This is a genomic window from Micromonospora sp. NPDC003241 (assembly GCF_053589795.1).
The window spans coordinates 1-26,573 of the sequence record NZ_JBSFSO010000061.1; the positions used below are offsets into that span (position 1 = coordinate 1).

The following is a 26,573-nucleotide window of genomic DNA, read 5'->3' on the forward strand; positions in this document are numbered from 1 at the left end:
GACCATCAGTGAAGAAGTTGTCGTCGACAGACTCCACCGGCAGATTGAAATGCTGCATCACACCGGGCAGGTCACAGAAACGAACGTCGACGAACGTCACGTCCTCGGTCGCCAGATAGCGCGGAAGCTCCTGGGGATCGGTGAACACGGAGCCCTCCCTCGTCCGGACATCGGCCAGCTCGGCGGTCTGACCTGCGCGGTCGGCGAGCCATGACCTGACGGTACGACGACGCGCCGCTTCGCGTCGGCCATCCGCCCGGCTTCGCTGTGGCCCGATCACGACGTCGCCGAGCCCGTCAGCGGCGGCGACGTCGTCGGCCGGAGCGCGACGCGGATCGGATCCGGCCGTTGGCGGCGAGGACGCCGCCGAGCCGGCGCGCCCGGCGGCTCAGACCCGAGTGGCGCGCGGCACGGCGGCCGGGGGCCGGCGGCGCGGGTACGGGGCGTCCGGCAGACCCAGCAGGGCGGTGATCGCCCGCCCGCAGCGCCGGGCCGCGTGGCCGTCGCCGAAGGCCAGGCTCTCCGTGCTCGGCGTCGGGTGGTCGAGCCGGTCCCGCACCGCGCGGACGATCCGGTCGGGGTCGGTGCCGACCAGGTCACCCAGGCGTTGCGCGACGATCTCCGGCCGTTCGGTCGCGGCCCGGGTCACCACGACGGGTACGCCGAGACTGGCGGCCTCCTCCTGCAGGCCGCCGGAGTCGGTGACGACCACCCGGGCGGCGCGGAGCAGACCGATCATGTCGGGGTAGGGGAGCGGGTGCAGCAGGCGGACGTTCGACGCACCCTCGACCCCGGTCCGGACCTGTGCGGCCAGGCGTGGGTTCGGATGGGTGATGAGCGCCAGCTCGACGTCGGAGTGTGTCGCGGTGACCCGGGTCAGCGCGCGCAGCACCCGGCTGATCCCGGTGCCCCAGTTCTCCCGTCGGTGCGCGGTCGCCACGATCAGTCGGCGACGCGGGTCCACCCAGGACGGTACGCGGGCCAGGCCCTCCCGCAGCAGCGTGTGCACCGCGTCCACCACGGTGTTGCCGGTGACCACGACGCGGTCGGCGGGTACGCCCTCGGCCAGCAGGTTGTCCCGTGCGGTGGTGGTCGGGGCCAGGTGCAGCGCGGCGATCCGGGCGAGCATGGCCCGGTTGGCCTCCTCGGGGAAGGGCTGTGTGAGGTCGTGGCTGCGCAGGCCGGCTTCCAGATGGATCACCGGTATCCGGTTCCAGAAGGCCACGAGCCCGCCGACCAGCGCGGTGGTGGTGTCCCCGTGCACCACCACCGCGTCCGGCCGGTGGAAGGAGAACAGACCCTCCACGGCGGTGCTCAACCCGGCGGCGAGTTCGGCGAGCGTGCCGGTGTCCCGGGCGACGCTCAGGGTGGTGTCGGCGTGGAGCCGGAACGGCGCCAACGCCTCGTCCACCCGGCCGGGTTGCTGGCCGGTGTCGACCACCGTCACCGCCAGGCGTGGGTCGTGACAGAGCAGGCGCACCACTGGCGCGATCTTGACACCCTCGGGACGGGTACCGGCCAGAACCATGATCTGGCGGAGCGCCACTCTGTCACGACCCATTGGTCAGCTCCGGCGCGCGGCGCGGTGACGGCGCAGGAAGAAGCCGCCGGCGCCGGCGACGACCGCGCCGAGACCGAGGGCGACCGGAGCGCCGGCCAGCGGGATCACCGGAATGGGCGGTGCCACGGCGTTGACGCCGCAGCTGGACGAACCGATGACCACCGAGGCGAGCGCGCCGCCCAGGGCGGACAGGTCCAGGGCGGTGACCGTCAGTTGCCCGGTCGCCGAGCTGGTCTGCCCGTTCAGGGTCAGGTTCAGCAGCCCCGGAACGCTCAACCCGGTGTTGGGCGCCGGGTTGGCGGGCAGGCTGAGCAGCGTCGTCGGGATGCCCAGCAGGGTCGAGACGATGCGTGCGTTCACCAGGGTCGCCGAGCCGGTCGCCGACGGGCTGCTGGTCGCGGTGCACTCGGAGTAGATGGCGTCCGCGACGAGGCTGATCGAGGCGAGGCCGTTGGTACCCAGCGTGAGCGTCACCTCGGAGCCGGGGGTCACGATGCACGAGCCGCCGGTCCCGATGGTGATGGCACCACCGGCGCCGAGCACGCCGGCACAGGCGGCGGACGTGCCGTCGTTGTAGGCGCGGACGGACTGCCCGAGCACACCGGCGGTGATGACCGTCTGACCGCCGAGCACCGCCAGCGGCGGGCTCGTGTTGCCCGAGATCGACTCGGTGGTGCCGTCGTTGGTGGCGCTCGCGGTGCCGGAGCTCGCCAGGCCACCTCCGACGAGGCTGATCTGCAGTGCCGAGGCGCTGGACTGCGAGGTGTCGGCCATCGCTGGTGACGCGACGGCCAGGGCCATCACCAGACCGCCGGCGATCGCCGTCGCAGCCCGGGCGACGCCGGACCTTACCTTGTGCATGTGAGATCTCTCTTTCTGTACCTGACGGTGACGTCGGGGCGGTCGAGCGGGGTGGGCTGCACCGGGGGTTGCGGCACGGAGACCGTGCCGCGCGGGCGGTAGTGCGGGCGCCGAACGGTGGCGATGCCGCTCACCGCAGCGGTGCCGGGGACAGCGGCGGTGCCGGGGACAGTGGCGGTGCCGGGGACAGTGGCGGTGCCGGGCACGGTGGCCCTGCCCGTCACGGTGGCCCTGCCGGTGGTCGTGGCCGTGGCGGTGGCCGTAGGGGTGCAGGTGGCCGTAGGGGCGCCGGTGGTGGTGACGGGTGCCGGTGGGGTGGGCACGTCGTCGGTGGTCGGAGTCTGATCGGCGTTCCGGGCGGTCTTCTGCCACTCCGAGCGGGAGGTGAGCATCCGGGCGAAGGCGAACCAGACGGCCACCGACTGGACGTAGCTGTAGATCCAGTGGCTGACCCCGAGGCCGATCGCGGCGGAGACGGACAGGTGTGGTTCGGAGCGGTTGCGGTAGACCAGACCCCAGATCGCGAAGGGCAGGACCCCGAAGACCACGATCAGCGGCAGTACGCCCCACCCACCCGACGTCCACCAGCCGGTCAGGCCGCCCGGCGTGCGCGACACGTACCAGCCGAGGACGGCGAGGCAGCCGAGATAGACCGGGGTGCCGAGGAGTTGGAACCACGGTGCCGCGAGGAAGTGGGCGATCTCCAGGGTGGCCGAGTTGCTGATCCGCCGCGACTGGAGGATGGCGGCGAGATAGCGACCGCACTGCATCGAGCCCTGGGCCCACCGGGTCCGTTGGCGGATCAGGGGCCGGATCCTGGTCAGCGCCTCCTGGGCGACCCAGCTCTCCGCGCAGTACTCGGTGCGGCTGCCCTGGAGCAGGATGTGCAGGCCGAGTTCGAAGTCCTCCAGCAGGGCGCCGTGCCAGGGCGTGCCGTGTTCGGCGGCGAGCTGCTTGAGCAGCGACACCCGGGTGAACTGGCCGTTGCCGCCCATCGCCACGCTCGCGGTGTAGCGACGCAGCGACTGCATCGCGGCGATCGGCGCCCGGAACTCCATGTCCTGCAGGCGGACCAGCAGCCGGGCCAGCCGGCCCAGTCCGGTGGTCGGCCGGGCGCACTGGATCATGCGGACCTCGACCTGCACGGCGGCGACGGTGGCGGTGCCGAAGTAGCGCGGGCCGGCGAGCGCGGAACGGCAGCGGGGGTCCAGGTAACTGTCGGCGTCGAGGACCCCGAGGATGATCCGCTCCGGGTCGGCGTCCGCCGGCAGGTGCCGTTCGATCGTCTGCCACGCGGCGTTCAGCGCGGCTCCCTTGCCCTGGACGGCGTCGGGCAGCCGGCGGGAGATGACGCGGATCCGGGGATCGGCGGCGAAGGTGTGCAGGACCGCGTCGGTGCCGTCGTCGGACGCGTCGTCGACGCACCAGACGGTGACGTCCGGCAGGTCACGCAGCAACCGGTGCAGGGTGTCGGCGATGACGCTGGCCTCGTTGCGGCACGGGATGACGATGTGCCAGTCGAAGCCGGTGTGGTCGCCGCCGTGCGAGCGCTGGGTCCGCAGGTGCAGCACCAGGATGCTCAGCACGTACGCGCAGAAGTAGACGCAGAGCAGGAACGCCGCCGTGTTCAGGACGGCCAGGGACTGGATCTCAACGGGCACCTGCGGACCTCCGTACCCGGCCGCCGCGCCCCACCAGGAAGAGGAAGACGATGGCGACGGCGATCAGCCCGACGGTGCTGATCGCCGAGCCGATCAGGACGTGGCTGCGCTGGTAGCCGACCTCGAATCCCCACAGCCGCATCGACGCGACGACGGCGGCGAGGCGCATCTGGTTGACCACCACGAGCAGCCCGACGGCCAGCGCCACCGCGACCAGACCTCGGGCCAGGGTCACCCGCCGGAAGCCGACCAGCAACGCGGCCAGCACGAACGGCGGGATCAACAACAGCGCCACCGAGCACCCGGTGGAGACCAGGAAGCCGACCCAGCGCTGGTCCAGCGGGAAGATGACGGCCGCGCCGATGGAGTCGGTGTCGGCCAGCCCGATCGCGGCGACGAGCCGCGCGTTCAACCACGCCTCGACCACCGCCACGTCGTGCCACCGCTTCAGCAGCAGGGCGCCCAGGGCCACGCCGCAGACCGCGCCGAGCGATGCCTGCAACCAGCTCGCCACGGTGGACCGGGTGGTCGGCTTCTCGCTCATCTGGGCCGGCTCACGAAGGTGGCGAGCCACAGGGCGGCACCGAGCAGGATCAGTCCGATCCCCACGAGCAGCCAGGACTGAATCGCCACCCCGGTCGTCGCGAGCCCTCCGCCGATTGCCGGACCTTTCGTCGGGTACATCCGCCCTCACCTCTCCGTTGGAACGCTGCCCCTAAGCGGGCCAACGCGAACATATCGGACACAGGAGTACGGAGCGGATTTTCCTTCAACGTGACGGAAGTTCGCGACCGGGCCGGGCCGGCGGGGGTGCGCGAAGCGGCCCCGTCACGCGGCTGCGTCGAGGCAACGCGTAGCGCCCGGCCACCGGCCTGCCCGTCGGGCCGCGCGAACGCGAGCCGACCGGCCCGGCCGGGTGCCGGGCGCTACGAGGTGACGGAGGTCGGTGGGGTGGTGCGGTGGATCAGTGGCCGACGCCCACCGGCTGGCCCTGCCGCGGCTGGTAGGTGCGCTGGGCGCCGCCGGTGCGCCGCCGTCGGGCCTCCCGCACGGTCAACTGCACCCCCTCGGTCAGCCCGATGGTCGGACGCCAGCCCAGTTGGGCGAGGGCCTTGCTGCTGTCCAGCGCCATCCGGCGTACCTCCTGAGGGTGCGGGTGCGGCGCGTAGTGCGGGTCGCAATCCACCCCGACCACCGAGCACACCAGATCGAAGAGGTCATTGACGCTGGTCTCCCGGCCGGTCGCGATGTTGAGCAGCCCGGCGCCCGGATAGTGGCAGGCGCGGGCCACCGCGTCGGCCACGTCCGCGATGTGCACGTAGTCGCGGGTCTGCTCGCCGTCGCCGTAGATGGTGGGCGGATGGCCGTTCAGCAGCGCCTCGGTCATCAGGGCCACCACGCTGGTGCCGCCACCGGACGGGCGTGGGCCGTAGACGTTGCCGAAGGCCAGTGCGGTGTACGCCATCCCGTGCTCACGCCGGTACCAGTCCAGGTAGCAGACCCCGACCGCCTTGCTGATGCCGTACGGGCTGGTGGCCGCCAGTGGGCGGTCCTCCCGGATCGGCAGCGCGTCCGAGGAGACGGTGCCGTAGATCGCGCTGCTCGCCGCGTGCACGAACAGCCGGACTCCGCTCTGGGCGCAGGCGTCCAGCACGTTGATCGTGCCGAAGGTGTTCACGTCGGCGTCGAACAGTGGCGACTCCCGGGCGGCCTGGAGGCTGCCCTGGCCGGCGAGGTGCACCACCACCTCGGGCTTCCATTCGTGGATCACGTCGACTGCCTCGGCGGTGCGGATGTCACCCCGCAGGACATCCGACTGCGACAGCCCGCCGTACGCGGCGTCGGCGAGGTTCTCGACCCGACCGGTCGAGAAGTCGTCGAGCACTTTGACGTGGATGCCCATCAGCATCAGGCGTGCGACGACGTGACTTCCGATGAATCCGGCTCCACCGGTCACCAGTACGCGATTGGGAACCGAGCTGCCTTGCGCGGATGGCTCGGCTCCGTTCGGCGGAACTTCCATCGTGAACTCCTTGGCGACGGGGTGGTCAGTTCTGTGGGCATCGGCGGTGTGACCAGCCAATTCCCTGCTGTGATTAGGAGCATTCTGGCATATAAGCCTCAAAGAGATGCCCATTACCATAAACGAAAAAGCTTTGTTTTGCGGCAAATGAACTGTTTATGCCGCTGAATCGTTCATAGTGCTGTCGAGGGCATTCAGGGGAGCGCGCTACCGCGTGGCGAGGAGGCAAGCCACATGGAGAAACCGTCGGTCGCCGTACCGTTCGACGAGAATCTGCGAACGGTGGCCCCGGAGCCGGTACGCCGACACGGCCGTGAGTTCCTGCTCAACGGTCACCGGCGCGGCTCGGGACAGCAGACGGCGGTACCGGCACGCGGTCGCGTCCGTGCGTTGGTGATCGAACCGGTGGAGACCCCCGCGCGTCCGGACCGGCTCAACGACGAGTTCGACGTCGTCCTCCGGCTGCCCGTACCCGCCGACGTCGAGCAGCTCACCGCGGTGCTCCGACGCCTGCGGCCCAAGCTGTTGCTGCTCAAGAACTCGCTGGACAGCATCGACGAGCCGATCGTGGCCGCCTGCCAGCAACTGGACGTGGAGATCCTGGTGCTGGCGCGGCCGGTCTACGGACTGCTGCCCACGCCCAGCCTCCGGCGTTTCGGCGGGCTGCCCTGGATCCGGCTCCGGTCGGGACCACACCGTCGCACCGGCGAACGCGTCAAGCGTTACCTCGACCTCGGCGTCATCGCGCTCAGCGCGATCCTGGTGCTCCCGCTGATCCTCGCCATCACCGTGGTCGTGTCCTTCACCGGACCGCCGTTCTATCGCCAGCAACGCGTCGGCGCGGGTGGACGACTGTTCTCCATGGTCAAGTTCCGCACCATGCGACCCGGGGCGGAACGCGAGACCGGGCCGGTGCTCGCCCAACCGGACGACCCCCGGATCACCCGCGTCGGCCGCCTGCTGCGGCGGAGCCGGCTGGACGAACTCCCGCAACTGTGGAACGTCGTACGCGGGGACATGAGCCTGGTGGGTCCCCGTCCGGAGCGGCCCGAGTTCATCGCCGAGTGCCGGCAGCTGCCGCACTACGACCTGCGCCACCTGGTCCGGCCCGGACTCACCGGGCTCGCCCAGCTCACCGGTGGCTACGCCGCCACGGTCGAGGAGAAGCTGCGCTGCGACCTGCTCTACCTCAACTGCCGATCGCTGCGGGTGGACCTGACCCTGCTGGCGCTGACCGCCCTGGAGCTGATCCGGGGATTCCCCCGTGGCTAGCCCCACCGGCACGGTCGGCGCGCGGCTGACCCGCAACACGCTGAGCATGCTGGGCGCCCGGATCGTCATGGCGCTGGCCGGCCTGGTCTCGCTGCCCGTCGTCTATCAGCACCTCGGGCCGGAGGCGTTCGGCGTCTGGGTGCTGCTGACCGGGCTGCTCGCCATCGCCGCCCTGTTCGACCTCGGGCTCGGCTCCGCGCTGGTCCGGGAGGTGGCGTCGGCGGAGACCGAGGCCGGTGGCGCCGACGTCCTGCGTCGACTGCTCGGTCTCGGGCTGACCTGGGGGCTCGTGCTGGGCGGGCTCACCTTCGCCGCCCTCGCCGCCGGCTGGCCGTGGATCGCCCACCTGCTGCGGCTCGGCGAGCTGACCCGCGACGCGTGGCACGCCACCGGGTGGCTGCTGCTCGGCGTGGTGGCCGGCGGGGTGGAACTGCCCTGGCGCGCGGTCCTCGAAGGCGTCCAGCGCTACGGCGCACTCGCCCTGGTGAACGCGGTGACAGCGGTCCTCGGCGCGGTGCTCACGATCGCGGTGGTCCGGCTCGGCGGCGGACTGGTCGCGCTCGCCGCAGCCGCCGCCTCCACCGGCGCGATCCGCACGATCCTGCTCGCCGCCGCGGCGTACCACCGGCACCGCGACCTGACGCCCCGCTGGGGCCGGCTGCCCGGACCCGACCTGCGCCGGGTCGGCGGGTACGGCCTGCGGGTCCAGGTCTCCAGCGGCGCCGCCGCGGTCAACGTGGAACTCGACCGGCTGGTGCTCGGCGGGTTCTTCGGCCCGGCGGTCGCCGGTGACGCCGACCTCGGCACCCGCCTGCTCAACCTGCTGCGCCTGCCGCCCGGCTTCGCGTTGCTGGTGCTCTTCCCCGCCGCGGTGCGGCGTTCGGTCACCGGCGGGCGGGCCTGGCTCGACGCCTTCTACCTGACCACGGTGCGGCACTTGGCCGTGTTCCTCGCCCCGGCGGCGGCGGCGCTGATGGTCAGCGCCGACCCGCTGGTGCGGCTCTGGCTCGGAAACCCGGTCTCCTGGGCCGGGGCGACCATCGCCATCCTGGCGCCGGCGTACGCCCTCAACCTGATCATGGGTGCGGCCACCATCGTCGCCCGGGTCGAGGGTCGGCCCGGTCTCGAGACCCGCTACGTGCTGCTGTCGGTCGCCCTCAACGTGGCGCTGACCGTACCGCTGCTGATGCTCGCCGGACCGCTCGGCGTGCCGACCGCGACGGCGCTGGCGGTGGTGCTCGCCACCGGGTACTTCCTGGCCCACTTCCACCGGGCCACGGCGCGTCCGATCCGGCCGGTGCTGCGCACGCTCTGGACGCCGATCGCCGCCGCCGTCGTAGCGGGCCTCGTCACGGCCGCCCTGGTCGGATCCCTGCCGGACGGCCCGGGACGGCTCGGGGCGGCGCTCGCCGTGACCACCCGCGCGGGCCTGACGCTGACGCTCGCCGCCGCGCTGCTCGTCGGATGCGGATACCTCAGCACCGACGAGCGGGCCCGGCTGCGGTCGTTGGCCCGGCGGGCCCGCACGCTGACCCCGGGAGTACGCCGATGAGCCTCGACGTCCGCCCCACCGCCTGCCTCACCTGCGGCGACGGCCAACCGCACCGGGGCGACCTCGGCGGCATCGTGCGCCGCTGCACCGGTTGCGGGCTCGGCTGGACCGTGCCCGACCCGCACGCCGCCCCGGCCCGCTACGACCTGGACTACTTCACCGGCGGTGGTTACGAGGACTACTTCCTGACCGCGCCCCGCCGGTTCGAGGCGGGGCGGCGGTTGCGGTGGTTGTCGTCGGTGGTGCGGCCGTCGGTGTTGGTGGAGGCGGGGTGTGCGGGGGGTTATTTCCTGGAGGCGGCGCGGGGTGCCGGTTTCACGGTGACCGGGGTGGAGGTGTCGCGGGTGGCGGCGGCGTTTGCCGTGGATCACCTGGGTGTGCCGGTGCGGCAGGGGTATTTCGAGCAGGTCGCGCCGTCGTTGCGGGCGGATGTGGTGTGTGCGTGGCATGTGTTGGAGCACGTGGACGATCCGCGTCGGTTTCTTCAGGCGGCGCGGGACGTGTTGACGCCGGGTGGGTGGCTGGCGTTGGAGGTGCCCAACATCGCCTCACCCGCCGCGACCCGTCTCGGCCACCGCTGGCCCGGCCTGCAACCGGAGTACCACCCCTGGCACTTCACCCCGACCTCGTTGACCCGACTGCTGACCGCCACCGGCTTCGAGGTGGTCCGGCAGGACACCACGGTCTTCCGGTTCTACATGCCCGTCGCATACCGGATGCGACACGCGCGGCGGCTGCTGCCGCCGGACCTGATCAACCTGCGCTCGCCCCGCCTGACCCATCGGTGGCGGGGAGACCTCCTGCGGGTGATCGCCCGCAGACCGCGAGACGGACGGAACGGCTGATGAAGCTCAGAGACGACGAACTGACCACCTGCGCGCTGTGCGGCCGGGACGGCCGGGCCGCCCCGGCGCTGGACGGCGTGCTGCGCCGCTGCACCGACTGCGGCTTCCTGTGGACCGCCGGCCCCGCCGTGCCCCCCGACGAGCTGTACGACGAGGCGTACTACCTGACCGACGGCTACCAGGACTACTTCGCGTCCAGCCGGCAGCGCCGGTTCGAGGCGGGGCGGCGGTTGCGGTGGTTGTCGTCGGTGGTGCGGCCGTCGGTGTTGGTGGAGGCGGGGTGTGCGGGGGGTTATTTCCTGGAGGCGGCGCGGGGTGCCGGTTTCACGGTGACCGGGGTGGAGGTGTCGCGGGTGGCGGCGGCGTTTGCCGTGGATCACCTGGGTGTGCCGGTGCGGCAGGGGTATTTCGAGCAGGTCGCGCCGTCGTTGCGGGCGGATGTGGTGTGTGCGTGGCATGTGTTGGAGCACGTGGACGATCCGCGTCGGTTTCTTCAGGCGGCGCGGGACGTGTTGACGCCGGGTGGGTGGCTGGCGTTGGAGGTGCCCAACATCGCCTCGGCCGCCGCCAACCGCCTCGGTCACCAGTGGCCGGCGGTGGCGCCCGAGTACCACCGCTGGCACTTCACCCCGGCCACGCTGACCCGGATGCTCCGCCAGACCGGCTTCGAGGTCGTCTCGTACGACACCATCTTCTCCCGGTTCTACTGGCGACCGATGGCGCGCCTGCGGCAGGCGCGGGACCTGCTGGTCGCCGACGTCGCCGCCAGCCGCTCACCCCGGATGCGCCACCCGCTCCTCGGCGACCTGCTGCGCGTCTTCGCCCGCCCCGACGGCACGGGGGTGACCCGATGAGCCCCGAGCACCAGGACGCGCCGCCGTCACTGTCCATCCTGCTGACCAGCTGGAACACCCGGGAGCAGACCCGACAGTGTCTGGAGTCGCTGGCCGCGACCGTGCCACCCGACCTCGACTACGAGGTGGTGGCGGTGGACAACGCCTCCCGCGACGGTTCGGCCGACCTGCTCGCCCGGTCGCCCCGCGTACGCCTGATCCGCAACGCCCGCAACGTCGGCTTCGCCGCCGCCGTCAACCAGGCGTACCGGAAGGCGCGCGGTGACCTGGTCCTGCTGCTCAACAGCGACGTCGCCTTCCACCCCGGCGCACTGTCGACAATGGTGTCGTTCCTGCGCGACCGGCCCGAGGCGGCCGGCGTCAGCCCGCTCTACCTCAACCCCGACGGCACCTTCCAACAGCACTACGTGCAGCAGCCCAGCTTCCCGGCGTCGCTGGCCCTGGTCACCGCGCTGCGTCGGGTCCCCGGGTTCCGGCAGGCGCTGCACACCTTCCAGATGCGCGGCCAGGACTTCAGCCGTCCCCGCCGGTTGGCCTCGGGCAGTTGCATGCTGCTGCGCCGTTCGGCGCTGCCCGCGCACCACATCTTCGACGAGCGGTTCCCGGTCTATTGGAACGACGCCATCCTCGCCCGGCAGCTCGACCGGGCCGGCCAACAGTTGTGGATGATCCCGGACGCCGTGGTGACCCACGTCCGGGGCGCCTCCTGTCGGCTGCTCGGCCCGGCCATCCGCTTCCGTCACCTGCTCGGCAGCCTCGTCGGTTACCTGCGGCTGACCCAACCCGGTCACCGGGTCGCGCTGTTCCGGCTGGTCGTCCTGATCGACCACGCGGTCAAGCGGATCTGCGGACGCAACGTCCAGCTCACCCTCGCCGACCTGCGGGCCGCCCTGCGGGGCGACGTCGGCCCGCTGCCCGACGGCGACATCCGGGACTGGCTGATCGTGTTCACCCGGACCCCCTCCACGCCGGAGGCCGACCAGGCGGTGATCACCGAGTCGCTGCTCGACGACCCGGACCGGCGTCTGCTGCTGGTCGACCCGCCGGCACCCCGCCCACGCTGGCGCAGCCGGATCACCCCCATCGACGACACCGCCTGGCACCTCACCCCGCCCACCCCGCTGCCCTTCGGCGCTCGGCTGCGGACCGCCGACACGGTCAACCGGCGCTTCGCCGCCGCCGCCGTCCGGCGCTGGCTGGACCGCCAGGCCGGTGCCCGGCTGCTCCGGCTCGACGACGACACCGCCCGACCGGTGCTCGGCCGCGTCGGCGAGGACGAGGTGCTGCCGGCCGTCCGCCGGGTGCCGGTCAGACAGCGGGCCGGCCATGACTGACCTGGGCAGCCGGGAATCCCGGACCGCCCCGCCCGACGCGACGGGGACCGCCGCCGACTGGGTGGTCTACTTCAGCGCCACCCCCTGGCACGGCGGCGCACACCGGCAGCACGCCCTGGCCCGGCAGCTCGCCACCGGATACCGGGTGCTGTTCGTCGACCCGCCGGGGCTCCGGGTCCGTACCGGCACCACCGTGCGCCGGGTCGAGCCCGCCGTCTGGCACGCCGTGGCACCCACCCCGGCCCCGTTCGGCCGGCACCTGCCGGCGGCCAACGCGGTCAACCGGCGGGTGGCGGTGGCCGCGCTACGGCGCTGGCTGCGCCACGACCCGGCGGGCGTACGGCTGGTCTGGCTGGACGAGGACCTGGCCGCGCCCTGCGCCGACCGGCTCGACGCCGACGCCGTGGTCTACGACGCGACCGACCTGGACTGGACCTTCACCCGCCGGTGGAACCGACGCCACCTGCGCCGCGGCCTCGACCGGGCGGTCGCCGCCGCCGACCTGGTGCTGGCCTCCTCGGCCGCGCTACCGACCCGGATGCCGACCGGCCGGCACGCGCCGGTGGTGCTGCCCAACGCCTGCGACCCGGAGCACTTCGCCCCGCAGGGACCGACCGCGCCCCGCCCGGTCGCGCCGTCCCGACCGCTGATCGGATACTGCGGCGCCGTCGACACCCGGGCCTTCGACGCAGACCTGGTCGCCACCGTCGCCCGGGCCCACCCCGACTGGACGTTCCTGCTGATCGGCCCGAGCACCCCCGCCGGCCGGGCACCCCTGGCCGGGCTGGCCAACGTGCTGCTCACCGGCCCCATCCCGTACGCCGACCTGCCGGCGACGCTGCGCGCCTGCGACGTGACGGTGATCCCGTACCGGATCGGCGGACTGGTGGACTACGTGCACCCGAAGAAGTGCTACGAGTACCTGGCGCTCGGCAAGCCGGTGGTCGCGACACCACTGCCGGCGCTGAGCACGTTGACCGAGGTGGTCCGCCTCGCCGCCGGGCCCGACGCCTTCGCCGCCGCGATCGCCGCCGCGCTGACCGAGGCGACCGCCCCGGACCAGGTCGCCCGCCGCCGCGCGGTGGCCACCGCGAACAGCTGGACCGCCCGGGGAGAGCACCTGCACCGACTGCTCGCGGGGCTGGCCCGGTGAACCGGGTCGTGGTCGGGGCGGGCGTCGCCACCGCCGGTGCCGCGCTCGGCACCGCCGTCTCGATGGCCACCATGCTGCCCGGGATCATCGCGGTGGCCGCCACCGGCGCGCTGGTGTTCCTCGCCGTCTTCCTGCTCTGGCCATGGACCGTGCTGCCGGTCGGGATCGTCGGCGGTGCGGTGGCCGGCAGCCTGGTCGGCGGGGGAGACGTCCGCACGTACGTGGCCGCGCACCTGCTGCTGCTGGCCGTCGGCGCGACCGCCCTGCTGATCCGCTACGCCCTCGGCGTCGGCCGGGGCGGCCGACGGACCCCCGCCGACACCGGGATGCTGGTGGTGATCGGGCTGACCGTCGCCGCCGCCTGCTACGGCCTCGCCATCGGCAACCTGCCCACCGAGGTCGTCGTCGCCGGATACCAGATCGCCATCCTCCCGCTCTATTTCTTCCTGGCCACGCACACCCTCACCACCGATCGCCGGCTGATCGCCGCCGGGCTGCTCTACGTCGGCGTCGTGGCGGTCCTGGCCGCCATCTCGATGACCGTCCCCGGCCGGCACGGCGGTCTGCTCACCCTGCTCGCCGTCCCGCCCCTGATCTGGTACGCCGGACGGGCCCGGGGCTGGCGTCGGGTGGCCTCGGTGCTGCTCGCCGGCTTCTTCGCCATCGACGTGGTGCTCGCGTCGTACCGGGGGATCTGGCTCGCCGCCGCGGTGACCCTGCTGATCATGCTGGTCTTCGGCGGCCGGGCGGTCCGCACCGGACTGGCCGCGACCGCCGCCACCGGCAGCGTCGTCGCCACCCTGCTGGCCCTCGATCCCGGTGTCCGCGAGCGCGCGCAGGAGATCGCCACCGGGCTCGAACAGTCCGCCGGCTACCGCGCCTCGGAGTCCGTCGTCGGGCTGGACGTCTTCGCCCAGCGACCGGTCCTCGGCGCCGGCCTCGGGCAGTCCACCACCGACGTCTACCTGGCCGACTTCGCCCTCACCGACGTCGGCCCGGTCTACCACGCCTTCTACGTCACGTTGCTGGCCAACGTCGGCCTGCTCGGGCTGGCCCTGGTGCTCTGGCCGGTGCTGCGCGGCATCCGGGGCGGACTCGTCGAGCGGGACGGGGCGGCCCTGCCGTTCGCGGCCCTGTGCTGCGGCTTCCTCGGCGCGGCGGTGTTCGCCGCCCCCACCGACGGGCACTGGGAACTCGGGCTGCTGCCCGCGCTGGCGTTGCTGACCGTGCGCGAACGCCGGAAACGAGATCCCGGACGGCTGCCGTCGCCGGCCCGGATCCCCGAGGCGGTGTCGTGATGGGCGAGGCGACGGCGATCGTGGTGACGTACAACTCGGCGGGGCAGATCGGTGCCGCGCTCACCGCGCTGCGGCAGGCCGGCCTGCCGGTCCGGCTGGTCGACAACGGCTCCACCGACCGCACCGTGGCGCTGGTCCGCGCGGGTTTCCCCGAGGTCACGGTCGTGTCCGGCCAGGGCAACGTGGGCTTCGCCGCCGCCGTCAACCGGGCCGCCGCAGGTGTGCGCAGCGAGGTGCTGCTGCTGGTCAACCCGGACTGCGTGGTGCCGCCGGAGACCGCGCGGGCCCTGGTCGGTGCGGTGCTCGGCCGCCCGGACGTCGGCATCGCCGGGCCACGGCTGCGCGACGCCACCGGCCGGGTGGCGGTCAGCGCGCATCCGTTCGAGACGCTCGGCACGGTGGTGGCCAGCCGGTTCGGCGGACCGCTGGTGCCGGCACCGGTACGCCGCCGGCTCGGCGGGCGACACCGTCGCGCGGCGTACGAGGCGTGCCTGCGCGGTGCCGAACCCACCCCGGTCGACTGGGTCTCGGGTGCGTGCCTCGCCGTACGCACCAGTCTCTTCACCGCCGTCGGCGGGCTCGACGAGGCGTACTTCATGTACTACGAGGACGAGGAACTCTGCCTTCAGGCCCGCCGTCGGGGCGCCGAGGTGCTCTATCTGCCGTCGGTGGACGCGACCCACAGCGGCGGGGCGAGCAGCAGCGACCCGGCCTGGATCTGGCCCCACCTCTACCGCAGCATGCTGGTGTTCTTCAGCCGTCACCGACCCCGGTCCCGACGGGCCGTGCGGGCCGTCGTGCTGCTCCGGGCGCTGCTGGGAGTGGCCCTGGCCACCGTACGGCTGTCCCTGCAACCACGGGCCGGTGTCGCGCGGATGCGCGCCTGGACCCGGGTGGGCCGGATCGCGGTCACCCGTCTCCACATCGGAGGAAACCACTGATGCACGTACTCATCACGGTCGTCGGGGCGCGCACCGAGCACTGGATCGACCTGTTCGACTCGCTCTGCGAGCGACCCGACCTGCGGCTCACCGTGCTGGCGGCCGACGTGTCGGCAACCACCCGCCGGGAGTTCGAGCGGCTGGGCCGGCGGCATCCCGGTTTCCGGGCGCACCTGCTGCCGCATCGGCTCGGGGAGGGACGGACCGGCCACATGGCGTCGGTCATGGTGCGCTTCGGCGGGCGGAACGGACCGCCGGTGTCGCCGCCGCCGGACGTCGTGCACATCATCGGCGAGGCCGCGTACCTGTCGACCTGGCAGGTCCTGCGGATGTGCCGCCGGCACTGGCCGACGGCGCCGACCACCCTGTACGCCGCGCAGAACGTGGTGATCCGTTTCCCGATGCCGTTCCCGCTGCTGGAACGGTACGCGTACCGCCGGGTGGACACGATCCTGCCGATCACCCCGGCGGCCCGGCAGGTGCTGCGGGTCAAGGGTTACCGGGGCGCGGCCGCGACCGTTCCCCTGGGCGTGGACACCAGGATCTTCCGCCCCCGGCCCGAGCCGGACACCGGGCGGCCCTTCACGGTCGGGTTCGTGGGCCGGTTCGAGGCGCACAAGGGCGTGCTGGACCTGCTGCGCGCGGCCGAACTCGTCGACTGCGACGTGGTGCTGGTCGGCGGGGGCAGCCTGGACGACGACGTCGACCGGGCCGCGCGACGCCGCCCCGGACGGGTCCGCCGGTACGGCTGGACCGGCCACACCGAGCTGCCCGACCTGCTGGCGCAGATGAGCGTGCTGGTGCTGCCCGCGCTGGAGATCGTGCAGCGCAACGTGCTGCCGTGGGTCGGCATTCCGCTGCGCGAACAGTTCGGCCGGGTGCTGGTCGAGGCGATGGCCTGCGGCGTCCCGGTGGTCGGCAGCGACGTCGGCGAGATCCCGTACGTCGTCGGCGACGCCGGGCTCATCTTCCCCGCCGGGGACGTCACCGCGCTCGCCGACCGGCTCGGCCGGCTGCGCGACGACCCGGCGACGGCCCGTGAGCTGTCCGAGGCCGGGTTGCGCCGGGCGACCGGGGAGTTCGCCTGGGACCGGATCGCCGACCGGCTGGACCACCTCTGGCGACAACTGCACGAGGAACGAATGTCCGTACCCGTCCCGGCGCGAGCCGGTCAGAAGGTCCGCGACGACGCGGACCGGGAGGTGGCCGCGTGATGCGTACCGTCGACTTGAACGACCTGCTGGACACCACCCGGCGACGGATCGCCCTGCCGCTGCTGGGGCTGCTCGCCGGGCTGGCGGCGGCCCAGGCGGTGACGCCGCTGCTGCCGGCCCGCTACGAGGCGCACGCCTCCGTCCTGGTGGTCGCCGACACGCCCGAGGGTGACCGCCCGGCGGAGATGAGCCTCGCGCTCGCCCAGAACCTGGCACCCACCGTCGCCAAGCTGATCGGCTCACGGGAGGTGGCTCTCGCCGCCGCCGGTCGACTGGGCCTGCCCGAGCAGGCGGTCACCGGCAACGTGCACGGCACGTTCGAACCCGGCCTCCAGATCGTCACGGTACGGGCCGACGCGGCCTCCGCCGGCCGGGCCGCCGCCATCGCCAACGCCGTCAGCCAGGCCATGGGCGAGCAGTTGGAACGCCTCAGGCTGGGCGGTGACACGGTGGTCACCACACGGGTGGTGGACACCGCGAGCGTGCCGACCGGGCCCGCGTTCCCCAAACCGCTGCTGAACAGCGCCCTGGGCGCGCTCGTCGGTCTGCTCGCCGGCTGGGGCGCGACGGTGCTGCGCGACCGCTTCGACCGCCGACTGCGCGACATCGCGCAGATGGAGTCGCGCCTCGGCCTGCCGGTCGTCGGTGCCCTTCCGCACCTGCCGAAGCGGTTCGCCCGACACCACGCCGCCGCGCTGTTCGCCCGCCGGGACATCGCGACCGCCACCCGGTCCACCGTCTCGGCGCTCAGCGTGCTCACCACCTCGTCCCGACGTCGCCTGCTGGTCACCAGCGTGCACGGCGACGACAGTGCCACGCTGGTCAGCGCCCTGCTCGGGCTGGCCATGGCGGCCGAGCGGCGCAAGGTCACCGTCATCGACGCGGCGGTCCGGGACCCGGCCCTGGCCGGGCACTTCCCGGACGCCTCGTTCACCTGGCAGCAGGTACGCACCGGGCAGCACACGCCGGCGCCGATGCCCGACCTGCCGACGCTGACCGTGCTGCCGACCGAGCCACGGGAGAGCCTGACCACCGTGCACGCGCGGGAACTCGGTCAGCTGCTCGACGTGCTGGCCGACACCGAGGACTGCGTGATCGTGCACGCCCCGCCGGTGCTGGCCGGGTGCGACACCGCGTCCCTGGCCGACCACGTCGACGGAGTGCTGCTCGTGGTGGCGGCCGGCCTCACGAACCTGACCGAGGCGACCCGGGCGGCACGGCTGGTGCGGCGCCTGAACCTGCCGCTGGCCGGCATCGTCGCCGTCGGGGCGATCGACCGGGTCGGTCAGCCCGGCACCGACGAGGTGGCGCCGGCCCTGCCGGGCAGCACGAGCCTGCGACCCGTGCGGCGGATGCCGTCGGGCGCGCACCGGATCCGCGAGGTGGGCGGGCTGCACCGGGCCCGGGAACTACCGCCGGTGGCGCCCGCCGGTCCGCCGACGTCACCCGAACCGGCCCGGCCCGGCGCGTCGCCCACCGGCGACCAGACCGTACCGATCGAGGTGGTCACCGACGTGCGGCCGACGCCCGCCCGCGTCGACCACCTGACCCCGGCGCCGCCGCGCGTCGACCACCTCGCCCCGGCGCCGCCCCGGCAGTCCCACCAGGACGTCAAGGTCACGGCCCGTTGGCGCTCGGGGCCGCCCTCGCCGATCGACGACGTGCAGCCCTGGTCCACCCCGCTGGTCGCGGGCGGACGCGAGGCGGTGGGGTCGGCCCTGGGCCGTCCGTTGGCGCCGCGCGCGGAGACGTCCGGACGGGTCCACCGGTCCGCCGCGGCCCCGATCGAGCCGGCACCGTTGCGTCGCCCGGCGGACGCACCGGTCGCCCCGCAGTACGTCCGTGGCGAGCCGGTCTCCGACCTCGACCACCACCGACAGGCCACACCCGACGGTCCCCGTTGGCCGTCCAACTGAACCGCATCGAGTAAAGATCAAGGAGTAACCGATGAGCGAGACGCTCACCCACCTGCCGTCCACTCTCAGCGACCCGCGGGCGATGTACTGCGACCTGCTGAAGAAGGCGTTGACCCGATACGTCTTCCAGGAGACGTGGATGCCGTACCAGCCCCGGGCGAGGTCACTGCACGGCCGGGTGTACGCCCGGTACAAGCACCTGCTGCAACGGCGCGGCCTGGAACTGGTGCTGAAGTTCCCGTTCGACGCCGACGCGCGGGCCAACGGCCGGGACTGGCCGCCGGAGGCGGACACGATGATCGGCCTGCGCCGGCTCGACAACCTGGAGCGGTGCCTGCGCGACGTGCTGGCGCAGGACGTACCGGGTGACCTGATCGAGACCGGGGTGTGGCGCGGCGGCGCGGTGATCTTCATGCGCGGCATGCTGCAGGCGTACGGCGACCAGAGCCGCTCGGTCTGGGTGGCGGACTCGTTCCGCGGCCTGCCCAAGCCGGAGGCGCACCGGGTCGAGGACGTCGAGGACGCACTCTGGACGCAGCCGTTCCTCGCCGTCTCGCTCGACCAGGTCAAGAACAACTTCCGTCGGTACGGGCTCCTCGACGACCGGGTGCACTTCCTGCCCGGATGGTTCAAGGACACGCTGCCCACCGCGCCGGTCGATCGGCTCTCGCTCATCCGGCTCGACGGCGACCTGTACGACTCGACCATGGTCGCGCTGCGCAGCCTCTATCCGAAGCTCTCCGTCGGCGGGTACGTCATCGTGGACGACTACCACGCGGTACGCGGCTGCAAGCAGGCGGTCGACGACTTCCGGGCCGAGCACGGCATCACCGACGAGCTGCACCAGGTCGACTGGACCTGCCGGTACTGGCAGCGGACGAGGTGAACCGCTCAGTTCGGCGCTGACGTGGCGGACCGGCTCGCGAACCATTCGTCGAGCCGGTCCTCGCGTACCGCCTCGAACAGGGCGGCGGACAGCTCCTCGTCCAGCAGCACCGACGAACCGGCCGGGGTGGTCAGGTCGGTGTCGGCGGCGGGAACGGTGACGAACCGCAGGGACGCCGCCGAGATCCGCCGGACCGCCAGCACCAGCTCGGTGAGGTCGAGTTCCCGGTCCACGGTCAACGACTCCGCCGTGGTGGTCAGCACCCGGTCCAGTCGGGCCGGATCGGTGAGCAGGCTGTCCGAGGTGACCTTCTCCACGATGGCCCGCACCACGAGCTGCTGGTTATGGATCCGACCGAAGTCGCCGCCGGGCACGTGGTGCCGTTGCCGCATCAGGTCGTCGGTGTTGCGCCCGTCGAGCTGGTGGCAGCCGATCGGCCACCGGGTCCCGGTGTCGGTGGAGAGCACCTCGTACGGCAGACACACCGTGATGCCGCCGATCGCGTCGACGATCTGCCGGACCGCGGCGAAGTTGGCCACCAGGACGCCGTCGATGGTCACGCCGGTGAGCCGGTGCACGGTCTCGGCCGCCAGGGAGGCCCCGCCGAACGCCAGCGCCGCATTGATCTTGTTCTTGCCCCCGGCCCAGCTTCCCTCCCGCGCCGGCACGTCGACGTAGCTGTCCCGGGGGATCGACACCACCGTGGCGGCGTCCCGCGCGGCGTCCAGGTGCACCAGCATGATGGTGTCCGACCGCTGGCCCGGGTAGAGGCCCTGGTCCGGCTCTCCCTCCCGGGAGTCCGAGCCGAGCAGCAGCAGGTTCAACGGCCCCTCGGCCCACCGCTCGTCGTCGCGGGGAGCGGTGCCCCGGCCGAGGATGTCCTCCCGCTGCACCCGGCTCTCGTACCGGTGCTTGAGGCCGACGCCGAGCGTCACCAGCCCGGCGCAGGCGACGCCGAGCAGCGCGACCAGGGCGATCGTGGCCTTCTGCCACGTCGCGAGCCGTCGCCGGATGCTCACCGGTGCGATGTCGTTCGTCATGTCGATCAGCGCCTTCTCGTCTCTGGTCCGCAGCTCGCGCCGGCGCGGCGACCGTCCGTCGGCCGCCCCGCGATGGACCGCGTGATCTGTCAATTATCTCCCAAATGGTGCAAATGGGTGCAAAAGTGACGATGCTGCGGCCGGCGGCGGGATGAAAGGGCGGCCGGCGACGGTGACGCGGTGCGTCGGGCGCTCCCGGACTCGCTGTGCTAATTCGTATTAGCGTCTTGACCGCCGGGTAACCGCACGCGCAGACTCATCGATCAAACGAACCGGTTCGGGGCGAGTATTCGCAGCGTATCGGCCGCTCGCCGTGGGTGACCGGTGTCCGCTGACCCGTCCCGCCCGGTCCCGTCCCCCTGCCCCCGTCGTCCATCCTGAACGGAGGGAACGATGACCCGTACCCCCGAGAGCCCCTTCACCCGACGCACCCTGCTGCGCGGTGTGGCGGCGGCCGGAGTCGCGAGCGCGACCACCGGCGTCGGCCTCGCCGTCACGTCCGCACCGGCCGCCGCCGCCCCCGCCGGCTTCCCCAACTACCGGTACGTCCGGGACGCGCTGCCGGCGTCGTTGCGCTACAACCCGACCCGCGAGTTCATCTTCCCGTGCGTCCGGGGCGTCTACGACAAGGTCAGCAACTACCTCGGCCGCTACTACCTCTACTACGCGCCGCACGACGCGCCGGGCGGTATCTGTCTCGCCTACGCCAACCGGCTCGAAGGTCCCTACACCGAGTACTCCGGCAACCCGGTCGTCGACCGGGTGCTGCCGACCACGACGGTGAGCCACGTGTCCTCGCCGCACGTCGTCTGGGACGCCCCGACGCGGCAGTTCTACCTGTACTTCCACGGCGAGAACTTCACCACCCGGGTGGCCCGCTCCACCGACGGCGTCCGGTTCACCGACGAGACCCCGATCCTGTCGACCCGGCTGGTGCCGAACACCACCGAGACCTCGTACGCGCGGGTCTTCGAGCACTCGGTGGCCGGCAAGGGCAACCGGTACGTGATGGTCTTCATGGGCGCCCACACCATCGGACCCGGCACCCGGAAGATCTTCTGGGGCTGGTCGCCGAACGGCTGGAGCGGATGGCAGTTCGCACCGAACCCGCTGGTGTCGCCCGCCGGTGACGGCCTCACCGACATCTCCGCGCCGCACCTGCTCAAGCGCAACGGCACGGCGTACCTGGCGTACCACGGCAACAACGGCAACATGTACCTCACCGAGGTCGGCAACAACTTCGACCGCGAGGTGCACCTGGGTGTCTTCCACCGGCCGATCGCCTCGGACAACGGCCGGGTGGCATCACCGGCGTTCGGCACCGACGGCGGTGTGTCGTACATGCTCTACGAGGCCGGACCCCGCCTGAACGCCCGCATCTGCGTGGCCCGCGAGGTCTAGGGACGGCGTCGCCCGGTCCGGTGCGGGAACCGGACCGGGCGACGCCCTCTGTCAGCCCTTGAGGCCGGTGTGCGCCAGGCCCTCGACGAACTGCTTCTGCGCGATCACGAAGACCACCAGCACCGGCAGCGCCGTCATCGACGCCGCCGCGAGCTGCACGTCCCACATCGGACCGCCGTACGCGTCGACGAACTGGGTCAGCGCCTGGGGCAGGGTGAACTTCTCCGGCGTGGAGAGGAACACGATCGGCTCCAGATAGAGGTTCCAGCTGTGCAGGAAGGTGAAGATGGCGACCGCGCCCAGCGCGGGCCGGGACAGCGGCAGCGCGATCCGCCAGAAGGTGGCGAACCGGCCCAACCCGTCGACCCGGGCCGCCTCCTCCAACTCCCCGGGCAGCGCGAGGAAGAACTGCCGCATGATGAACGTCGCCAGCACGCTCGGCGCGCCGAGGATCGGCACCAGGATCAGCGGCCAGTGCGTGTCGATCAGCCCGAGCCGGAAGAACATCTGGAACAACGGCACGATCGTCACCTCGCTCGGGATGAGCAACCCGGCGAGGACGACCAGGAACAACACGTTCTGGCCACGGAACCGGATCCGCGCGAAGGCGTACCCGGCCAGGGCCGCCACCGCCAGCGTGCCGACGGTGACCACCAGCGCGATGTAGAGGCTGTTGAGGTACTGCTGCCCGAACGGTTGCAGGTCGAACACCCGCTGGTAGGCGTCCAGTCGGGGGTCGACCGGCAACAGTTGTGGCGGGAAGGCGAAGATGTCCGCCACCGGCTTCAGCGACGAGGTGACCATCCACCAGGTCGGGAAGACGAACGGTACGGCCAGCACCAGCAGCGCCCCGTAGAGCACGAGCTTGGTCCGGGGCGACAGGTCACGACTCATGGAAGACCCACCTCTTGCGCATCTGCCACTGCGCCACGGTCAGCGCGAGGACGATGCCGAACAGCACGATCGACAGGGTGGCGCCGTAGCCGAAGTGGTGGAACTGGAACGCCTGTTGGTACAGGTAGTAGACGAGCACGGTGGTCGAGGTGCCCGGACCGCCCTGGGTGAGCACCGCGATCTGCGCGAAGACCTGGAGCGAGCCGACCACCGTGATGATCGAGGTGAGCAGGATCGTCGGGCTGATCAGCGGCACGGTGATCCGCCAGAACTGACGCAGCCGACTGGCGCCGTCCACCTCGGCCGCCTCGTACAGCTCGGCGGGCACGCCCTGGAGGGCGGCCAGGAACAGCACCATGTTCAGGCCGACGTTCTTGAACACCTGCACGACGACGACCGAGAACATGGCGGTGGCCTCGCCGCGCAACCAGTTCGGTCCGTCCACGCCGATCGTGTCGAGCAGGCCGTTGATGCCGCCGTTGTCCTGCAACAGGAAGCCCCAGACGATCGTCCAGGCGACCAGCGACACCACCACGGGGGAGAAGAACAGCGTGCGGAACACGATCGTGCCGCGCAGCTTCTGGTTGAGCATGACGGCCAACAGCAAGGCCAGGGCCAGGTTGAACACCACCAGGCCGACCGAGAACAGCCCGGTGGCCCGCAGCACCGAGCCGAGGTTCGGATCGTCGGCGAGGGCCGCGTAGTTGTCGGTGCCGACGAAGTCGAACGTGCCGGCGAGCACGTTCCACTCGTGCAGGCTGTACCAGACGACGAGGACCAGTGGCAGGATCACGAAGACGGCGCTGCCGAACAACTGCGGGGCGATGAACAGGTAACCGGTGAGGTGGTCGCGGCGGCGGCCGGTCCAGAACGGTCGGGCCCGGCCCGGGGTGGACCCGGCCGTGGCCGGGTCCACCCCGGTGTCCGTACGGGTCATCGCTCGCCTTACTTCGCCAGCAACGGCTGGATCTTGCCGCAGACCCCGTCCAGGACGGCCTTCACGTCCGCGTCGGCCTTCCACAGCGGGTCCAGACCGGCCCGGACCTGCTGGCTGATCTCGGCCTGCCCGGCGTGACTGGGCTTGACCACGCCGTTGGTGATCCCGTCGATGACGACCTTCTGCAACTGCTCGGGCTTGAGCTTCGGGTTCGTCTTGGCCAGCGTGTCGGCGGTCAACTGGGACTGGCGCGGCGGCGGGAAGAACTGGGCGAGCTTGGCGGAGTTGGTGGGGTTGGTGAGGAAGGCGAGGAAGCCGGCGGCGGCCTCGGCGTTCGGGCTGCGCTTGAGCACCCCGATGCCGGCCTGCCCGACCACCGCGTACGGCCCCTTCGGCCCGGCGGGCAGGGGGACCAGGTCCCAGGCGAACCCGCCGTCCTCGAGCAACGAGGCGCGGGAGATCTGGGTGATGGTCATGGCGGCGTCACCGGCGAAGAAGTCCGCAGTGGTGCCCGGACCGGGCAACGCCTTGTCGGTGAAGACGGCACGGTGCAGCCGCGTCATCGCCTCGACCATCTCGGGTTCGGCGAAGCCGCACGTCCCGCCGTCCTCACTCCACGCCCGGGCACCCCACCCGGTCCAGACGGTGGACAGGTTGCTCCAGTCCTTGTAGTCGAAGTCGCGGATCACCAGCCCGGCCTTGCCGGTCGCGGACCGGGTGGCACCCGCTGCGGCGAAGGCGTTCTCCCAGGTCCACTGGTCGGCCTCGATCAGCTCGGCCGGGGTCCGTTGGTCGGCCTGCTTGAGCAGGTCGGTGTTGACGAAGACACCGAACGGCGAGGTGGAGAAGGGGTACGCGTACAGCTTGCCGTCGTCCTGCCAGAGCTTGAGCGTGGCCGGCAGGATGTCGTCGTACTGGTAGCCGTCGGTCTTCTTGAGGGTCTCGTCCAGTGGCAGCAGCGCGCCGGAGGCGACGAAGTCGGGCGCCGAGCTTTCGAACACCCAGGCCAGGTCGGGGGCGTTGCCACCGGCGATCTGGGTGGTCAGCGCCGTGGTGTACGTGTCGAACGGCAGCGGATCGAAGGTGATCTGCGTGACGTCGGGGTTGTTCTGGCGGTACTCGTCGGCGATCTCGTTGAACAGCGCCAGATGCGCCTCGTTGGCCGACCAGACGGTGACCCGCAGGGTGGCCGGGCCACTGTCCTGCGCCTCACCGCCGCCGCAGGCGGACATGGCGAGAACGCCGGTCAGCGCCGTGGCGACTACGCGTATTCCCTTTCCTGATCTCATCGTCTCTCCTCACCGGGGGGTCAGTAGCCCGCGATCTCCGGCCACCGGCGTTCGACGCCGGCGGCCGTGACGCGGTCGGTGAACTCGGCCAGCAGCCGGGGGGTGCCGCGGACCGCGCGCGGGGACTCGCCCCGCGCCAGACAGAAGTCGGCGAGCAGACCGGCGACCTCGCCGACGTTCCACTCGACCGGGTGCAGCCGGTAGCTGCCGTTGGTGACGTGCGTGGTGCCGATGTTCTTGCCGGCCGGCAGCAGGTTCTCCATCCGCTGCGGGATCAGCGCGCCGAGGGGGATCTCGAACGGGCAGGACCCGACGTCGATGTAGTTGTCGCCGCCGGTCGACGGGTGCAGGTCGATGCGGTACATCCCGACGCCGATCGAGTCGGGGTACCGCACGGCGCCGTGCGCGCCGCGTACCGCGAGGGAGAGGTCCTGCTCCACCACGGTGTACTCGGCCCGGATCCGGCGCGACTCCCGGATGTAGGGCGCCTGGGCCAGACCGGCCGGGTTGCCGGTCACGTCGCCGCGCAGCCGCAGCCCGGGGAAGCCGGTGCCGCCGTCGGGGCGCGGCGCCTCGGTCTGCAACCAGTAGAAGAGCGAGTACGACAACTCGCGTGCCTTGGCCAGGTGCCACGACGCGTTGGGCACGTCGATGACCGGGCCCTCGAAGTAGTCGATCATCGGCCAGTTGACCAGGGTGATGTCGCTGGCGTACGCGCCGTCGACGAAGTTGCGCCGGGCGGCGATCCGGCGGAACGTCCACAGGTTGCCGTCGCCGGGGTTGACGCGCTGGTCGGCGTTGACCAGCCACGGCTCGTCGTCCGGGTTCGGGGTGAAGCTGCGCTCCAGGATCTCCAGCGTGCGCGGGTTCGGTGAACGCCAGGAGAGCAGCCGGTCACCCCAGAAGTCGGGCTTGTAGTCGCGCCAGAAGTCGTACCCGGCGGGCCGGTCGATGGTGTGATCCCCGTCGACGTGGTCGATGGCGAAGCAGACCGACACGGCCTGCATGTTCATCGGCTGCGCCTCGGCCGGGGCGCTCGGCTCGCCGGTCTGTTCCCGCGACTCGAAACCGGTGACGTACTCGGTGCCGGTCAGCGGCAGCAACTCGCCGGTCTCGGTGGCGTCCAGCACATACGGCGCGGTGACGTCGATCCGGTCCTCGCGGTCCCGGTGCGCCAGCGTGACGCCGGTGACCCGGTCCCCGTCGGTGGCCGCCGCCACCGGCCGGTACGGCTGGAGCACGGTCAGCCGACCCGAGCCCCGGTACGGCGCGAGCATCTGCTCCAGCACGGCGACCGCCACCCGGGGCTCGTGGCAGAGCCGGCTGACCCAGCCGGCGCCCGGGTTGAGGTCGGTCCAGGAGCGGGAGCGTTCGGTGAGCGGGTAGTGCCGTCGGTAGTAGTCGCGGATGCCGGTGCGCAGCGCCCGGTAACTGGCGGTGGCGCCGAACTGCTCGATCCAGGAGTGCTCGTCGGGCGGGACGGCCTGGCTGGTGAGCTGCCCGCCGAGCCAGTCGAACTCCTCGGTCAGGATCACCGACCGACCGGCCCGGGCCACGGCGAGCGCGGCGGCGACCCCGCCCAGCCCGCCGCCGACGATGAGGACGTCCGCACGCATCTGTGCCACTTGCTTCCTTCCAGTC

23 protein-coding genes and 1 pseudogene are annotated in these 26,573 nt (G+C 72.0%); 12 read left to right on the forward strand and 12 right to left on the reverse strand.

What is annotated here, in order from left to right:
* The 7 genes and pseudogenes from ACWDVW_RS29815 to ACWDVW_RS29845 form a co-directional block, all read right to left on the reverse strand.
* Positions 1–148, reverse strand: a pseudogene (locus ACWDVW_RS29815) (type I glutamate--ammonia ligase); the annotation flags it as partial.
* 240 nt (positions 149–388) lie between these two features.
* Positions 389–1,561, reverse strand: a complete 1,173-nt coding sequence (wecB, locus tag ACWDVW_RS29820) for a non-hydrolyzing UDP-N-acetylglucosamine 2-epimerase (RefSeq protein WP_449955522.1) — start codon at positions 1,559–1,561, stop codon at positions 389–391.
* Between the two features lie 3 nt (positions 1,562–1,564).
* A complete protein-coding gene (locus ACWDVW_RS29825; protein ID WP_449955525.1) occupies positions 1,565–2,422 on the reverse strand; it encodes a choice-of-anchor P family protein in 858 nt (285 codons plus the stop codon).
* Complete coding sequence (locus ACWDVW_RS29830; RefSeq protein WP_449955528.1) at positions 2,410–4,083, reverse strand: glycosyltransferase family 2 protein; 1,674 nt, start codon at positions 4,081–4,083, stop codon at positions 2,410–2,412. The genes ACWDVW_RS29825 and ACWDVW_RS29830 overlap by 13 nt, the downstream gene beginning before the upstream one ends.
* Positions 4,073–4,627, reverse strand: coding sequence for a hypothetical protein (locus ACWDVW_RS29835; RefSeq protein WP_449955531.1), 555 nt, complete (start codon positions 4,625–4,627; stop codon positions 4,073–4,075). Before ACWDVW_RS29835 ends, ACWDVW_RS29830 begins: the two co-directional genes overlap by 11 nt.
* A complete protein-coding gene (locus ACWDVW_RS29840) occupies positions 4,624–4,767 on the reverse strand; it encodes a hypothetical protein (RefSeq protein ID WP_350697117.1) in 144 nt (47 codons plus the stop codon). Before ACWDVW_RS29840 ends, ACWDVW_RS29835 begins: the two co-directional genes overlap by 4 nt.
* Before the next feature lie 280 nt (positions 4,768–5,047).
* Positions 5,048–6,040, reverse strand: coding sequence for a GDP-mannose 4,6-dehydratase (locus ACWDVW_RS29845; protein ID WP_449955534.1), 993 nt, complete (start codon positions 6,038–6,040; stop codon positions 5,048–5,050).
* Between the two features lie 300 nt (positions 6,041–6,340).
* On the opposite strand from ACWDVW_RS29845, the gene ACWDVW_RS29850 reads away from it, so the two are divergent.
* The 11 genes from ACWDVW_RS29850 to ACWDVW_RS29900 are packed head-to-tail and all read left to right on the forward strand — an operon-like array spanning position 6,341 to position 19,371.
* Positions 6,341–7,378, forward strand: coding sequence for a sugar transferase (locus ACWDVW_RS29850; RefSeq protein WP_396749971.1), 1,038 nt, complete (start codon positions 6,341–6,343; stop codon positions 7,376–7,378).
* A complete protein-coding gene (locus tag ACWDVW_RS29855) occupies positions 7,371–8,930 on the forward strand; it encodes a lipopolysaccharide biosynthesis protein (RefSeq protein WP_449955538.1) in 1,560 nt (519 codons plus the stop codon). The genes ACWDVW_RS29850 and ACWDVW_RS29855 overlap by 8 nt, the downstream gene beginning before the upstream one ends.
* Positions 8,927–9,775: a class I SAM-dependent methyltransferase gene (locus tag ACWDVW_RS29860; protein WP_449955541.1), complete on the forward strand. Its 849-nt coding sequence runs from the start codon at positions 8,927–8,929 to the stop codon at positions 9,773–9,775. The genes ACWDVW_RS29855 and ACWDVW_RS29860 overlap by 4 nt, the downstream gene beginning before the upstream one ends.
* Positions 9,775–10,629: a class I SAM-dependent methyltransferase gene (locus ACWDVW_RS29865; RefSeq protein ID WP_449955544.1), complete on the forward strand. Its 855-nt coding sequence runs from the start codon at positions 9,775–9,777 to the stop codon at positions 10,627–10,629. The genes ACWDVW_RS29860 and ACWDVW_RS29865 overlap by 1 nt, the downstream gene beginning before the upstream one ends.
* Positions 10,626–11,963, forward strand: coding sequence for a glycosyltransferase family 2 protein (locus tag ACWDVW_RS29870; protein ID WP_449955547.1), 1,338 nt, complete (start codon positions 10,626–10,628; stop codon positions 11,961–11,963). Before ACWDVW_RS29865 ends, ACWDVW_RS29870 begins: the two co-directional genes overlap by 4 nt.
* A complete protein-coding gene (locus ACWDVW_RS29875; protein WP_449955549.1) occupies positions 11,956–13,116 on the forward strand; it encodes a glycosyltransferase in 1,161 nt (386 codons plus the stop codon). Before ACWDVW_RS29870 ends, ACWDVW_RS29875 begins: the two co-directional genes overlap by 8 nt.
* Entirely contained in the window at positions 13,113–14,414 is a 1,302-nt protein-coding gene (locus ACWDVW_RS29880; RefSeq protein WP_449955552.1) for an O-antigen ligase family protein, read from the forward strand. The genes ACWDVW_RS29875 and ACWDVW_RS29880 overlap by 4 nt, the downstream gene beginning before the upstream one ends.
* Positions 14,414–15,355 carry a glycosyltransferase family 2 protein gene (locus ACWDVW_RS29885; protein WP_449955555.1) on the forward strand — a complete coding sequence of 314 codons (942 nt, stop codon included), beginning with the start codon at positions 14,414–14,416 and terminating at the stop codon, positions 15,353–15,355. Before ACWDVW_RS29880 ends, ACWDVW_RS29885 begins: the two co-directional genes overlap by 1 nt.
* Entirely contained in the window at positions 15,355–16,569 is a 1,215-nt protein-coding gene (locus ACWDVW_RS29890; protein ID WP_449955558.1) for a glycosyltransferase family 4 protein, read from the forward strand. Before ACWDVW_RS29885 ends, ACWDVW_RS29890 begins: the two co-directional genes overlap by 1 nt.
* Positions 16,569–18,485, forward strand: coding sequence for a hypothetical protein (locus ACWDVW_RS29895; protein ID WP_449955560.1), 1,917 nt, complete (start codon positions 16,569–16,571; stop codon positions 18,483–18,485). The genes ACWDVW_RS29890 and ACWDVW_RS29895 overlap by 1 nt, the downstream gene beginning before the upstream one ends.
* 31 nt (positions 18,486–18,516) lie before the next feature.
* On the forward strand, positions 18,517–19,371 hold the full coding sequence (locus ACWDVW_RS29900; RefSeq protein WP_396749991.1) for a TylF/MycF family methyltransferase: 855 nt from the start codon (positions 18,517–18,519) through the stop codon (positions 19,369–19,371).
* A gap of 5 nt (positions 19,372–19,376) precedes the next feature.
* Here ACWDVW_RS29900 and ACWDVW_RS29905 read toward each other — a convergent pair whose 3' ends face one another.
* Positions 19,377–20,411 (reverse strand): LCP family protein, encoded by a 1,035-nt coding sequence (locus tag ACWDVW_RS29905; protein ID WP_449955563.1) that lies wholly within the window; start codon positions 20,409–20,411, stop codon positions 19,377–19,379.
* Between the two features lie 393 nt (positions 20,412–20,804).
* Here ACWDVW_RS29905 and ACWDVW_RS29910 point away from each other — a divergent pair, with 393 nt between their 5' ends.
* On the forward strand, positions 20,805–21,812 hold the full coding sequence (locus tag ACWDVW_RS29910) for a hypothetical protein (RefSeq protein WP_449955566.1): 1,008 nt from the start codon (positions 20,805–20,807) through the stop codon (positions 21,810–21,812).
* Positions 21,813–21,863: 51 nt separating this feature from the next.
* On the opposite strand, the gene ACWDVW_RS29915 is transcribed toward ACWDVW_RS29910, so the two are convergent.
* From ACWDVW_RS29915 to ACWDVW_RS29930, 4 genes are read right to left on the reverse strand one after another with little or no spacing between them, the layout of a single operon-like run.
* The gene (locus tag ACWDVW_RS29915) at positions 21,864–22,706 is read right to left on the reverse strand and encodes a carbohydrate ABC transporter permease (RefSeq protein WP_131052930.1); all 843 of its coding nucleotides are present in this window, start codon (positions 22,704–22,706) and stop codon (positions 21,864–21,866) included.
* Positions 22,696–23,643, reverse strand: a complete 948-nt coding sequence (locus tag ACWDVW_RS29920; protein WP_449955570.1) for a carbohydrate ABC transporter permease — start codon at positions 23,641–23,643, stop codon at positions 22,696–22,698. The genes ACWDVW_RS29915 and ACWDVW_RS29920 overlap by 11 nt, the downstream gene beginning before the upstream one ends.
* Before the next feature lie 8 nt (positions 23,644–23,651).
* Positions 23,652–24,932 carry an ABC transporter substrate-binding protein gene (locus ACWDVW_RS29925; RefSeq protein WP_449955573.1) on the reverse strand — a complete coding sequence of 427 codons (1,281 nt, stop codon included), beginning with the start codon at positions 24,930–24,932 and terminating at the stop codon, positions 23,652–23,654.
* 20 nt (positions 24,933–24,952) lie between these two features.
* Positions 24,953–26,548: an FAD-dependent oxidoreductase gene (locus ACWDVW_RS29930; RefSeq protein ID WP_396750153.1), complete on the reverse strand. Its 1,596-nt coding sequence runs from the start codon at positions 26,546–26,548 to the stop codon at positions 24,953–24,955.
* Positions 26,549–26,573: the final 25 nt, after the last annotated feature.